Raw genomic sequence first — 12,830 nt, forward strand, 5'->3', positions numbered from 1 at the left:
GGAATGTCAGCCGGCAGTCTGTGTGCTCTGTGTGCCCGGGGCGGGCTCGGAGAATTTTTCGAGACAGTAACCCAGGCCGCGCACGGTGGCGATGCGCACGCCGCCCACCTCGATCTTCTTGCGCAGGCGGTGGACATACACCTCGATGGCGTTGTTGCTGACTTCCTCGCCCCATTCGCACAAGTGGTCAACCAGCTGCTCCTTCGATACCAGGCGTCCGGTCCGCTGCAGGAGGACTTCCAGCAAGCCCAGCTCGCGCGCCGAAAGATCGAGCATCTGGTCGTTCATGTAGGCGATACGCCCCACCTGGTCGTAGGACAGCGGGCCGTGCTTGATGACGGTCGGTCCGCCGCCGGCGCCGCGCCGGGTCAGGGCGCGCACGCGCGCTTCCAGCTCGGACAGCGCAAACGGCTTGGCCATGAAGTCGTCGGCGCCCAGGTCCAGCCCCTTGACCCGTTGTTCGATGGAGTCGCCGGCGGTCAGGATCAGCACCGGCAGGCGCGAATTGCGCGCACGCAGGCGGCGCAGCACTTCCAGGCCGGGCATTTTCGGCAGGCCGAGGTCGAGGATCAGCAGGTCGAAATCCTGCGTCGACAGTGCGGAGTCCGCCTCCAGGCCGTTCTTGACGCAGTCCGTGGCATACCCGGACTGGCGCAGCGAGCGCGTCAGTCCATCGGCTAGTACACTGTCGTCTTCAGCGAGCAAAATACGCATGGTTGGCACTCTGCAATCAGATGGAAAGTAGTCTATTGCTTTTCATTAATAGCGGCAAGGCAAAGCAAGTACCGACTTCAAAAACCCGCTTCTCCCCTCATCCTAATCAAGTTTTCCCGATATTTAAAATTCCCGCTTGCGCACGCCACTGTTTTTTTATACAGTATGGCCTGTGACGTTAATCGTGGCTCGCCAGCCAAAGGGTGGCGAACTAGTTAATACCCAACCGTCGAAAGAATACAGTTATGGACGACAAGAAAGCTGCGCAAAACCCGGAAAAGGCAAAGGCACTGGCTGCCGCGTTGGCGCAAATCGAGAAGCAGTTCGGCAAGGGTTCCGTGATGCGCATGGCGGACGGCGCCGTGGCGGAAGAGGTGCAGGTTGTCTCGACCGGCTCGCTCGGCCTGGATATCGCATTGGGCGTTGGCGGACTGCCGCGCGGCCGCGTTGTGGAAATTTACGGTCCGGAATCGTCCGGCAAGACCACGCTGACCCTGCAAGCTATTGCAGAAATGCAAAAACTGGGTGGTACCTGCGCCTTCATCGACGCGGAACATGCGCTCGACGTCGTGTATGCGCAGAAGTTGGGTGTCAACCTGCAGGAATTGCTGATTTCGCAACCTGACACCGGCGAGCAGGCGCTCGAAATCTGCGATGCGCTCGTACGCTCCGGCAGCGTCGACCTGGTCGTGGTCGACTCGGTTGCAGCACTGACTCCGAAGGCTGAAATCGAAGGCGACATGGGTGATTCGCTCCCCGGCCTCCAGGCCCGTCTCATGTCGCAGGCACTGCGCAAATTGACCGGCAGCATCAACCGCACCAACACCCTGGTCATCTTCATCAACCAGATCCGCATGAAGATCGGCGTCATGTTCGGCAACCCGGAAACGACGACGGGCGGCAATGCACTGAAGTTCTACGCATCCGTCCGCTTGGACATTCGCCGCACCGGTTCCATCAAGTCCGGCGATGAGGTGATCGGCAATGAAACCAAGGTCAAGGTCGTGAAGAACAAGGTGGCACCGCCTTTCAAAGAAGCGCATTTCGATATCCTGTACGGGGAGGGCACCTCGCGCGAAGGCGAAATCCTCGACCTGGGTTCCGAAGCCAAGATCGTTGAAAAGTCCGGTGCATGGTACAGCTACAACGGCGAGCGTATCGGCCAGGGCAAGGACAACGCACGCAACTACCTGAAGGAACATCCGGATCTGGCTCGCGAGATCGAAAACAAGGTCCGCGCAGCCCTGGGCGTACCGGAACTGCCGCCCCTCGTGGCAGAAGCTGAATAAGAGGGAACAGCTCCTTTCATCCTGAATACTTCACGTGAGGGAGCCCGCGCTGCTGGAACACCATGGCAAAACTGCAAATGAGTCTAAAGGCGCGGGCTCTGAAGTATTTATCCGCTCGCGAACACAGCCGGCTTGAACTGGGACGCAAGCTGGCACGCTATGCCCAGGAAGGCGACGATATCGAGGCCTTGCTCGATTCACTGGAGGCGGCGAAATTCCTGTCCCAGTCCCGCTTTTCCGAATCGCTGGTCAATCGCCGCGCCGCCCGTTTCGGGAACAGCCGTATTCTCTCCGAACTGCAGTCGCACGGTATCGATGGCGATGCCATCCAGGACATCAAGGGTGGGCTCCTGGAGGATGAGGCTGCTCGGGCGCGGGAGGTCTGGCGCAAAAAATTCGGCAGCCCGCCGGTGGATGCCGCAGATCGTGCGAAGCAGATGCGATTTTTGCAACAGCGTGGTTTCTCTCCTTCGGCAATCCGGGCTGCAATGCGTCCGGTCGAGGAAGGCGAAGCCTGAATTCCATTCCCAGCAATAAATCCTTTCCGAAAGTACCGGCGGGGGCGTGCACACGCACGACCGTGCGAATGCCGGAGCGGGTTTCCGCCTTCCAGTGGCAAAAACGTCATCATGGTTTTAGGTTTGTGCCTGTGCTAAACTTTCCAGGTTTTTTGCAGCGCCGCATGAGCGGCTGTTGTCGTAGAAACTGCGACAACGACACGCAAATGCGGCATCTCTTTTTTGGCCGCTTCACTGGCATTGGTCGTTATGCCCTTATCTCCGCCGTCAACACGCCGTGCGTTAAAGCACACGCGCGCAATCCAGATCGAAGCGTTCGCACGCGACGACGGCTTGTGGGACATTGACGCGCGTATAACAGATATAAAGACCCGTGATACCAGCCTCGCATCAGGCATCAGGCCTGCAGGTCAACCGGTTCACGATCTCTGGCTCCGCATTACCGTAGACACTGCGCTGAATATCGTCGATGCAGAAGCAGTTTCCGACGCTGTTCCCTACCCGAATCACTGCGATACCATCGGCCCCGATTACAAGAAGCTGGTCGGCCTGAATCTTCTCAAGGGATTCCGCGATGGCGTCAGGCAGCGTCTTTCCGGTATCAACGGCTGCACCCACATTACCGAACTGGCCGCCGTCCTTCCGACCGCGACCATCCAGGCATTTGCCGGCGAAGTGCTGGACACGCGCGATGGCGCGAGCACAGACGAGCAAAGCCACAAGCCTTTTCAACTCGACCGCTGCCACGCCTTGCGCTCCGACGGGGAAGCGGTCGCGAAGTTTTATCCGCGCTGGGCGGTCACGCCGTTGGCAACATCCGAATCCAGTTAATTTCAACCAGTTTGTTTTGTTTAATAAGCGTCTGAAGGGAAGCTCGCATGAAAATCCATGAGTATCAGGGCAAAGAAATCCTCCGCAAGTTCGGAGTGACGGTTCCGCGCGGTATCCCGTGCTTTTCCGTTGATGAAGCGGTCAAGGCGGCCGAGACTCTTGGAGGCCCGGTCTGGGTCGTCAAGGCTCAGATCCACGCCGGTGGTCGAGGCAAGGGTGGCGGTGTGAAGGTTGCCAAGTCGCTCGACCAGGTCAAGGAATACTCGCACGCCATCATGGGCATGCAACTGGTCACGCACCAGACCAGTCCGGAAGGCCAGAAGGTCAACCGCCTGCTGATCGAAGAAGGCGCCGACATCAAGAAGGAACTGTATGTCTCGATGGTCACCGACCGCCTGAGCCAGCGCGTGGTGCTGATGGCATCCAGCGAAGGCGGCATGGACATCGAAGAAGTCGCTGAAAAGCATCCCGAACTGATCCACAAGGTTGAAATCGACCCGGCAACCGGCCTGACCGACTCCGATGCGGACTCGATCGCTGCCAAGATCGGCGTGCCGGCCGGCTCCATCGCCGACGCACGCAAGCAACTGCAAGGCCTGTACAAGGCTTACTGGGAAACCGACGCTTCCCTGGCCGAAATCAACCCGCTGATCCTGACCGGCGACGGCAAGGTCATCGCACTGGACGCCAAGTTCAACTTCGACTCCAACGCCCTGTTCCGTCATCCGGAAATCGTCGCGATGCGCGACCTGGACGAAGAAGATCCGGCAGAAATCGAAGCATCCAAGTTTGATCTCGCCTACATCTCCCTCGACGGCAACATCGGCTGCCTGGTGAACGGCGCCGGCCTGGCAATGGCCACCATGGACACCATCAAGCTGTTCGGCGGCGAACCGGCCAACTTCCTCGACGTTGGCGGCGGTGCCACCACCGAGAAAGTGACCGAAGCCTTCAAGCTCATGCTGAAGAACCCTGGCCTCAAGGCCATTCTGGTCAACATCTTCGGCGGCATCATGCGTTGCGATGTGATTGCTGAAGGCGTGATCGCCGCTTCCAAGGCAGTGTCGCTGTCCGTGCCGCTGGTCGTGCGCATGAAGGGCACCAACGAAGACCTCGGCAAGAAGATGCTGGCCGAATCCGGCCTGCCGATCATCGCGGCTGACACGATGGAAGAAGCAGCGCAGAAGGTCGTCGCTGCAGCCGGTAAATAATCGCTAAGGGAATACAAATGTCGATTCTGATCAATAAAGACACCAAAGTCATCACGCAAGGCATCACCGGCAAGACCGGCCAGTTCCACACGCGCGGTTGCCGCGATTACGCCAACGGCAAGAACTGCTTCGTCGCAGGCGTGAACCCGAAGAAGGCCGGCGAAGACTTCGAAGGCATTCCGATTTTCGCCAACGTCAAGGAAGCCAAGGAACAGACCGGCGCGACCGTGTCCGTCATCTACGTGCCGCCCGCAGGCGCAGCTGCTGCGATCTGGGAAGCCGTGGAAGCCGAACTCGACCTGGCCATCTGCATCACCGAAGGCATTCCCGTCCGTGACATGCTGGAAGTGAAGGACAAGATGAAGAAGGCCGGCAGCAAGACCCTGCTGCTCGGACCGAACTGCCCGGGCCTGATCACGCCGGACGAAATCAAGATCGGCATCATGCCGGGCCACATCCACCGCAAGGGCCGCATCGGCGTCGTGTCGCGTTCCGGCACGCTGACCTATGAAGCCGTTGCGCAGCTGACCGCGCTCGGCCTCGGCCAGTCTTCCGCAGTCGGTATCGGCGGCGACCCGATCAACGGCCTGAAGCACATCGACGTGATGAAGGCATTCAACGACGATCCCGACACCGACGCTGTCATCATGATCGGCGAAATCGGCGGTCCGGACGAAGCGAACGCCGCTTACTGGATCAAGGACAACATGAAGAAGCCGGTCGTCGGCTTCATCGCTGGTGTCACCGCTCCTCCGGGCAAGCGCATGGGCCACGCCGGCGCGCTGATTTCCGGCGGTGCCGACACGGCACAAGCCAAGCTGGAAATCATGGAAGCCTGCGGCATCAAGGTCACCAAGAACCCGTCCGAAATGGCGCGTCTGCTGAAAGCGATGCTGTAAATCAAGTGTTGCTGAAGTAATGCAGGCGTAAGATACGGGGAGCTTCGGCTCCCCGTATCATTTTCAGCCTATCGAGCAACCAATATGGATCTCCTGCTGAGCATCAACTGGGTCGCCGTCGGTCAGATCATCCTGATCGACATCCTGCTCGGCGGGGACAATGCGATCGTCATTGCACTTGCGTGCAGAAACCTCCCGCCGAAACTTCGAAAGCGCGGCATCCTGCTCGGCACCTTCGGCGCCATTGCCATCCGTGTTGCCCTGATTGCGTTCGCTGTCACGCTGCTCCAGGTGCCTTACTTGAAGCTGGTCGGCGGAGCACTGCTGTTCTGGATCGGCATCAAGCTCATGCTGGACGATGAAGACGGACATGGCGAGATTCCGGCAAGCGACAGGCTCTTATCGGCAGTCAAGACCATCATCGTCGCGGATCTGGTCATGAGCGTCGACAACGTGATTGCCGTCGCCGGCGCGGCGGAGCATGCCGGGGGCGAGCATCGCATGCTCCTCGTGGTGTTCGGTATTCTGGTCAGCATTCCGATCATCATCTGGGGCAGCACCATCGTGCTGAAGCTCATGGAGCGGTTTCCGTTCATCGTGACTCTTGGCGCAGCGCTGCTTGGCTATATCGCTGGAAGCATGGCTGTCTCCGACACCGCTTTGGGTCCATGGCTAGGCGCATATTTGCCAATGCTCGATCTGACCATCCCGGGAACCGCCGTGCACTTCAACATAGTCGCAACGGTCTCAGCCGTGGCGGTAGTATTTATCGGCAAGGCATTGATGAAGCGGCGCAAACACACCAATGCCCGATAGCGTCATGCTGCATAACTCCCTTCATTCGCATCCGTCTTTATCCTGCTGCTCCACGTATAATTGCCTTCATGGCAAATAACGTCGGACTAGAATTCTCCGGGATGACCGATCCTGGGCTGGTGCGTTCGCAAAATGAGGATGCGATCTTCATCAGTACGTCCCATGGTTTTGCCGTGCTGGCCGACGGCATGGGCGGTTACAATGCCGGCGAGGTGGCGAGCAGTATTGCTGCAACGGTTACCAAGGATGCGCTTGAACAAACTCTGGCGCTTTCGACGGACAGCGAGAAGGAGCCGCTCTCGTCAGGTCGCCCACTTCATCAAGGTGTTGTTGAGGCCATTCAAAAGGCCAACCTCGCCGTTCTGGATGCAGCGGGGGCTGAGCCCCAATATCATGGGATGGGAACGACAATTGTCACGGCCGTCTTCCACAGTGACAAGGTGACGATTGCTCACGTTGGCGATTCAAGGGCATATCGCTATCGCCATGGTGAATTGAGCCGTCTGACACGCGATCATTCCTTGCTTCAGGAGCAGATCGATGCCGGACTGATCGATGCTGCCATGGCGCGCTTTTCTCAAGTCAAGAATCTCGTGACCCGTGCTGTAGGCGTAGGTACGGACATGGAGGTGGAGATTCACGACCATCCGCTCCATGCAGGTGACCTCTATCTGCTCTGTTCAGACGGGCTTTCGGACATGTTGTCCGATGATGAAATTTCCCGAATATTGGAGAAAGCGCAGGGTGCGCTCGAGGTGGCTTGCCGAACACTGGTCAAACAGGCAAACGATAACGGCGGCTTCGATAACATCTCGGTCATTCTTGTGAAGGTGCTGGTCCCAGGTGCCGGGACAACCGGCTTGTTGGAGCGCATCCTCAACTGGGTAAGCTGAAATGCAGAGGGAACGGATTCGAGGAGTGCAATGGCGAAAATCACGCTCTCGTTAGGAGGCAAGTTCCTGCGGGATGTCACGCTCGCAAAGGAACGGATGACGATCGGACGCAGGCCGCATAACGATATTGTTCTTGATGATATTGCAATCAGCGGTGAGCATGCGGTGATTGTGACGTTGAATCACGACTCGTACCTTGAGGATCTAAACAGTACGAACGGCACCAAGGTGAACGGCCAGCCAGTGAGAAAACATTATTTGCAGGACGAAGACTGCATCGAGCTGGCGCAGTATCGGATGCATTATCATGCCGATCCTGCCATTGTGCCTGCAGATTCCGCACGGACAGCTCCTTTGCATACCTTTGCCGCTGACCATGCGCTGGCAGCCAAGGTGCGAGTGTTGAATGGGAGCAGGGCCGGCAGTGAAAATGTACTGTCAAAGACGATAACGACTATCGGCCGGCAAGACGTGCATGCAGCCGTCATCCTGCTGCGTCCGGATGGCTACTACCTTGCACATATCGAGGGAAATACCTGTCCTTCCTTGAACGGTGTGCCGATCGGGGTAACTCCTCAAAAGCTGAACGACAAAGACGTAATCGAGCTCGCAGGAGACCATGTGCAATTCTTGCTGGGATAGTTTGCTCTATCGTATGACAATTAAGGTAAGTGACAAATTTTGTCGCTGCATTTCCAGAATTGGCCTTAATACGCTACAACCTGACAATATTGGTCAATAGAATCTGCTTCTTTGTCTATATAAGAGGTTAAAAGAGACAGATTTTGTCAGATTTCATCTTGGCACGCTGATTGCAACATGGAAAGTCATGGCAGGTGGGCTGCCAATTTCCAGAGGGAGAAACAAATGAAATCCATGAAGATCGTGCAACGTGCACAAGCTGGCTTTACCCTGATTGAATTGATGATCGTCGTGGCGATTATCGGTATTCTCGCCGCAGTGGCGTTGCCAGCGTACCAAGACTATACGGTTCGTGGACGCGTGTCTGAATTGGCTATTCTGGGTTCATCCATGAAAGCCACTGTTACTGAAAATATCGCGAACAATTCTGGCGCTATTGCAGCTGGTATGTGCAAAGGCGTTACCAACCTTGCAACAGCGACGGACAATACTGCATCCAGCACATGTACTGATGCTACCGGTGTAATTGCGGTTACCGGTACTGCAAAAGCTAAAGGTGTTGTCCTCACCTTTACGCCGACAGTAAATGCTGATGGCACAGTAAAGTGGACGTGCACCTCGCCTGCTGCAGATGCCAAGTATGTTCCTGCAGAATGCCGCACCTAATACGTAGGATTTAAGATTAAAACACCCCATTCGTGGGGTGTTTTACTTTTTGCGCGCAAATTTACTGATGCAAAAATCAGAGATAACGCACGTAGTCTCGATAGCAAATGCGTTACGAAGCGTTAACCATGGCAATGAAAAGTGGGACTAGCGCCGCCTGGCTGTGAATTGTTATCGATTTGGCGATGTTTCAAAGTTCTCGACGATCTACGGCAATATTAGACCGCCCAGTCCGATTTTCCGCCGCGTTTCTCTCGTACTCGAATATCTGTCATCACCATCCCTCGATCTACTGCCTTGCACATATCGTAAATTGTAAGCAGGCCAATCTGAACGGCCGTCAGTGCTTCCATTTCCACGCCGGTTTTTCCGAATGTTTCAACCTGCGCAGTGCATCTAATGCTTGACTCCGCAGTGTTTATTGCAAAATCGACAGCAACGCGGGTGATGGCAAGTGGGTGACACAGTGGAATCAAGTCACTGGTTCGTTTGGCCCCCATGATGGCCGCGACACGTGCAATACCGATCACGTCGCCCTTCTTTGCAGTTCCAGACTGGATGATCGCAAGTGTTTCCGGCTTCATGCAGATCTTGCCACTTGCTACTGCAATTCGGTGTGTCTCGGATTTTGCGCCAACATCGACCATGTGGGCTTGACCATCAGCATCGAAATGCGTCAGTCCGTGGTTTTCGGTCGACGATGTCCTGTTGTCGTGTTGACTGCTCATGGGAAATGAAAAAGGATGATTCTTGATTGATCAATGGGTGCGAGTATCATAGCACCGTGAAATCCAAATTTTCCCTCTCGTTATCAAAACCTATAAGCCGCCTCGCTAGTGTGGCTGCGGTCGTCCCGCTACTGATTGTGGCCAGCGGGGTACTTCCGGCACCAGCAATTGCCCAAACCCTCCCCAACCTCGGCGACACCGAACGCGCCGAGCTTTCCCCCCTCGTCGAACGCAAGCTGGGCGAGCAGATCATGCGCGACATTCGGCGCGACCGGGACTATCTGGACGACGCTCCCACCACCGAGTACCTGAACAATTTCGGCAACAGCCTGCTTGCAGTCAGGCCGGAGGCGCGCGGCGAGACCAGCTACGATTACTTTTTCTTCGCTGTTCGCGATCCGATGCTGAATGCCTTTGCGTTGCCAGGCGGGTTCATCGGTGTGCATTCGGCGCTTATGCTCGCGGCACAGAATGAATCGGAACTCGCATCAGTACTCGCGCATGAAATCGGCCACGTCGCGCAGCGGCACATTGCGCGCATGATCGGACAGCAGCGGCAGGATTCGCTGATTCCGCTTGCGGCGGCGGTTCTTGCTGCGCTGGCCGCGCGCGGCAGCCCGGATACCTCGGCGGCGCTGCTCATGGGCGGGCAGGGCATGGCCTTGCAGCGGCAACTGAATTTTAGCCGCGACGCAGAGCGCGAGGCGGATCGCATCGGGTTGCAAATCCTGCGCGAAGCAGGCTTCGATACGAGCGGCATGATTGCCTTCTTCGGCCGGATGCAGACTGCGACCCGCGGTTATACCGATGCGGCGCCGGCTTACCTGCGTTCCCACCCGCTGACGACGGAGCGTATCGCCGATATCCAGGCGCGGACCCGCGACCAGCGTTACCGCCAGCGTGCCGACAGCCTTGACTTCCATCTCGTTCGCGCACGCCTGCGCGTGCTGCAGGATACGTCTGCGCAGGGATTGCGCGATGCGACCGTGGCCTTTGATACGCAGTCGCAGCAGAAGACACGACTGCAGATCGTGTCGGCGCTCTACGGCAAGGCGTTTGCCGCGCTCCGGCAGGGGGGCTATGCACGGGCGCAATCATTGCTGCAGGAAGCGATCGCTGCGGCGCAGGGGCCGACAGCGCCGGTGCAAAGCGCCGTGCTCACCAGCCTTTCGATCGATATCAAGCTTGCCGGGAACCAGGCAGCGGAAGCCCTGAAGGAGGCCGATGCCGCACGCCAGAAATTCCCGCTTTCGCGCGGCATTGCGCGTCAGTACGCCGAAGCGATGATTGCTTCCGGGCGACTGGATGAGGCAGTGGCTTATTTGCGGGACCAGGCCCAGCTATACAGGCAGGAACCCAAGCTGTACGAGCAGCTGGCGAAGGCATACGCCGCGCAAGGCAAGCAGGCGCTCCAGCACCTGGCATTGGCGGAGTCGTACGCGCTGCAGGGCAGCGTTCCGACAGCCATCGAACAACTCGGCATCGCGCGCCGTGCGCCCGATGCCTCGTTCTACGACCAGGCGATGATCGACGCGCGGGAGCGTGAATTCAAGGCGCGCTGGATGGAAGAGCTGAAGGAAGGGCAGCGGGAACGTTGACGGATCAGGCCGTATCCGGCTGAGGATGTCGCGTGAAGCCAAACTTTTGCGAGATGTCGTCCTGTCCGATGCGTGCCACAGCGTGATGTTTACCTGCAAATTCAAGCGTCACCGCCGCATCATCCGACGGTTCCTCCAGCCAGGCTAGAAGGCGGTCATCGCCTGCGGGCGCGCCGTTGATGTACAGTCGCATCAGGCACTGCGCCATGTCCCGGTCATCCACTTGAGCAATCCGCTCGCCGTTCTGCAGGAGCAGCAGCCCGCTTTCCGTGATCCACGCCGCCTCGATCGAGGCCACGGCATCGCCGGTATGCAGGATAAAACCGTGCGCGGGATCGGTACGCGCGATGAATGGCGTTGCCTCGAGATGGACGTAGACCCGTTGCGGACCGTTCTGGAAGTACCAGCGGCCCTGCGCATCACAGAGGTAATTGCGGTTGATGAAGCCGAGCAGCGCAGGATTGCCGATACGGTCGCCAGCGAGTTTCAGCGCCTGGGCGCGTTCGTCGCGCATGCGCCAGTTTCCGCGCGCGTCGAGCGCCAGCCAGCCGTAACAGTGCGGCACGTTCGGCCACTTTGCCATTGCCTGTTTGACGATTTCATCCATGGTTTAACCTGTTGCGCCTTCAAGAAAACCAATGATACGCCTCGGCAGCCAATCGATGCGGCCGGGGAGTCCGCCGATGGCAAATCCGACGTGGCCGCCGTGCTCCGGATAATCCAGCGTGACATGGCGCGAGGCGATTGTCGGCAGGTGGTGCGCGGGCAGGAAGGGATCGTTTTTCGCGTTCAGTACCAGGGTCGGCACGGCAATATCCGGCAGCACGTGCTTGGCGCTGGCGCGATGCCAGTAATCGTCCGTGTCGCGGTAGCCATGCAAGGGCGCAGTGATGACGTTGTCGAACTCGTACAGGTCGCGTGCACCGAGCATGCGGTCGCGGTCGAACAGGCCGGGGAACTGATCGAGCTTGCGCAGGCATTTCGGCTTGAGCGTCTGCAGGAACGAGCGCGTGTACACCATGTTGAATCCACGCGACAGTGCGGCGCCACCGCCGGCCAGGTCAAGCGGCGCAGAGACGGCGCAGGCCGCATCGACGATTTTCGCCTGGTGTTGTGATTCTCCCAGCCAGCGGAGCAGGGCATTTCCACCCAGCGATACGCCCGATGCATAGAATTTTGCGGACGGCTCGCGTTTCCTCCAGTCCGCCGTTAGCCGGCGCACGATCCAGTCGACTTCCTGTGCATCACCGGAGTGGTAGAAGCGTGGCGCGTGATTGAGTTCGCCCGAGCATCCGCGAAAGTGCGGTACCGCTCCCGACCAGCCGAGCGAGGCGGCGTACGCCATCAGCGCGCGCGCATAGTGGCTGTCGGAAGATCCCTCCAGCCCGTGGAACATGACGATGAACGGACGGCCGGGCTGGCCATCCACGAAATCGATGTCGACAAAGTCGTCGTCGGGCGCTCGCCAGCGCTCACGCCGATAGTTCACCTTTGGCTTGACGATGCACTTCGCCGGAAAAATCGTCTGAAGGTGCCCGCCGGGCAACCAGGGGGGAGCAGCGTATTTCATGTCGCATTAATGCAGGAGTGCCGTGACCGAGGTGGCCGCCGGCGCTTCGCCGGGCACAACCGAGGCATGGTGGGTGGCAATGCGCCAGCCGCGCGGCGTTTTCATGAAGACATTCGTTGCGAGGATGTGGATGTCCGGTTGCCGCGATGCCGTGCGATGCACTTCCTCGATGATGTTGTGTACTGAAGTCATCATGTTTTGCGTGACGTGCAACTGTACCGGGCGGATCTGCACGCCGCCCTGTTCGAAAATCTGTTCCCAGGATGCGCGGATCGATGCATGTCCGATGAGGCGCGGTGCGCCGGGATGGATGCAGACGACGTCCTCTTCATCGGCCCAGAGCGACATGACCGCCTCGACATCGGCGTTGCTGATTGCCTCGTAGAACGCGGCTTCCGTTTCTTCGGGTGTTTCGAAAATCCTGTTTAATTTGGGCATGGTATGCCGGCGCTCCT

At 58.2% G+C, this 12,830-nt stretch carries 15 protein-coding genes; 10 read left to right on the plus strand and 5 right to left on the minus strand.

Going from position 1 to position 12,830, the window contains the following annotated elements; translation table 11 throughout:
- Window positions 1-6: 6 nt before the first annotated feature.
- Complete coding sequence (locus AC3WOY_RS18915) at window positions 7-714, minus strand: response regulator (protein WP_492426528.1); 708 nt, start codon at window positions 712-714, stop codon at window positions 7-9.
- A 245-nt stretch (window positions 715-959) separates the two neighbouring features.
- Between AC3WOY_RS18915 and recA the strand changes: the two genes are divergently transcribed.
- From recA to AC3WOY_RS18960, 9 genes are all read left to right on the plus strand, one after another.
- Window positions 960-2,003: a recombinase RecA gene (recA, locus tag AC3WOY_RS18920; protein WP_492426530.1), complete on the plus strand. Its 1,044-nt coding sequence runs from the start codon at window positions 960-962 to the stop codon at window positions 2,001-2,003.
- Window positions 2,004-2,065: 62 nt separating this feature from the next.
- Entirely contained in the window at window positions 2,066-2,521 is a 456-nt protein-coding gene (gene recX, locus AC3WOY_RS18925; protein WP_492426532.1) for a recombination regulator RecX, read from the plus strand.
- A 249-nt stretch (window positions 2,522-2,770) separates the two neighbouring features.
- Window positions 2,771-3,352, plus strand: coding sequence for a DUF2889 domain-containing protein (locus tag AC3WOY_RS18930; protein WP_492426534.1), 582 nt, complete (start codon window positions 2,771-2,773; stop codon window positions 3,350-3,352).
- Between the two features lie 47 nt (window positions 3,353-3,399).
- The gene (gene sucC, locus AC3WOY_RS18935; RefSeq protein WP_492426536.1) at window positions 3,400-4,563 is read left to right on the plus strand and encodes an ADP-forming succinate--CoA ligase subunit beta; all 1,164 of its coding nucleotides are present in this window, start codon (window positions 3,400-3,402) and stop codon (window positions 4,561-4,563) included.
- Window positions 4,564-4,580: 17 nt separating this feature from the next.
- The gene (gene sucD / locus AC3WOY_RS18940) at window positions 4,581-5,462 is read left to right on the plus strand and encodes a succinate--CoA ligase subunit alpha (protein ID WP_492426538.1); all 882 of its coding nucleotides are present in this window, start codon (window positions 4,581-4,583) and stop codon (window positions 5,460-5,462) included.
- A gap of 84 nt (window positions 5,463-5,546) precedes the next feature.
- The gene (locus AC3WOY_RS18945; protein ID WP_492426540.1) at window positions 5,547-6,278 is read left to right on the plus strand and encodes a TerC family protein; all 732 of its coding nucleotides are present in this window, start codon (window positions 5,547-5,549) and stop codon (window positions 6,276-6,278) included.
- A gap of 68 nt (window positions 6,279-6,346) precedes the next feature.
- Window positions 6,347-7,171 carry a Stp1/IreP family PP2C-type Ser/Thr phosphatase gene (locus AC3WOY_RS18950; protein ID WP_492426542.1) on the plus strand — a complete coding sequence of 275 codons (825 nt, stop codon included), beginning with the start codon at window positions 6,347-6,349 and terminating at the stop codon, window positions 7,169-7,171.
- Window positions 7,172-7,201: 30 nt separating this feature from the next.
- Window positions 7,202-7,813: an FHA domain-containing protein gene (locus AC3WOY_RS18955; RefSeq protein WP_492426544.1), complete on the plus strand. Its 612-nt coding sequence runs from the start codon at window positions 7,202-7,204 to the stop codon at window positions 7,811-7,813.
- 225 nt (window positions 7,814-8,038) lie between these two features.
- Entirely contained in the window at window positions 8,039-8,479 is a 441-nt protein-coding gene (locus tag AC3WOY_RS18960; RefSeq protein WP_492426546.1) for a pilin, read from the plus strand.
- A 218-nt stretch (window positions 8,480-8,697) separates the two neighbouring features.
- Here AC3WOY_RS18960 and moaC read toward each other — a convergent pair whose 3' ends face one another.
- Window positions 8,698-9,207 (minus strand): cyclic pyranopterin monophosphate synthase MoaC, encoded by a 510-nt coding sequence (gene moaC, locus AC3WOY_RS18965; protein ID WP_492426548.1) that lies wholly within the window; start codon window positions 9,205-9,207, stop codon window positions 8,698-8,700.
- Between the two features lie 110 nt (window positions 9,208-9,317).
- Between moaC and AC3WOY_RS18970 the strand changes: the two genes are divergently transcribed.
- On the plus strand, window positions 9,318-10,805 hold the full coding sequence (locus tag AC3WOY_RS18970) for a beta-barrel assembly-enhancing protease (protein ID WP_492426550.1): 1,488 nt from the start codon (window positions 9,318-9,320) through the stop codon (window positions 10,803-10,805).
- A gap of 4 nt (window positions 10,806-10,809) precedes the next feature.
- Here AC3WOY_RS18970 and AC3WOY_RS18975 read toward each other — a convergent pair whose 3' ends face one another.
- The 3 genes from AC3WOY_RS18975 to AC3WOY_RS18985 are packed head-to-tail and all read right to left on the minus strand — an operon-like array spanning window position 10,810 to window position 12,813.
- The gene (locus AC3WOY_RS18975; RefSeq protein ID WP_492426552.1) at window positions 10,810-11,412 is read right to left on the minus strand and encodes a DUF2946 family protein; all 603 of its coding nucleotides are present in this window, start codon (window positions 11,410-11,412) and stop codon (window positions 10,810-10,812) included.
- Between the two features lie 3 nt (window positions 11,413-11,415).
- Window positions 11,416-12,375 (minus strand): YheT family hydrolase, encoded by a 960-nt coding sequence (locus AC3WOY_RS18980; RefSeq protein ID WP_492426554.1) that lies wholly within the window; start codon window positions 12,373-12,375, stop codon window positions 11,416-11,418.
- Between the two features lie 6 nt (window positions 12,376-12,381).
- Window positions 12,382-12,813 (minus strand): YybH family protein, encoded by a 432-nt coding sequence (locus tag AC3WOY_RS18985; RefSeq protein WP_492426556.1) that lies wholly within the window; start codon window positions 12,811-12,813, stop codon window positions 12,382-12,384.
- Window positions 12,814-12,830 lie beyond the last annotated feature (17 nt).

The organism is Noviherbaspirillum sp. FW303-A3, from assembly GCF_058788695.1.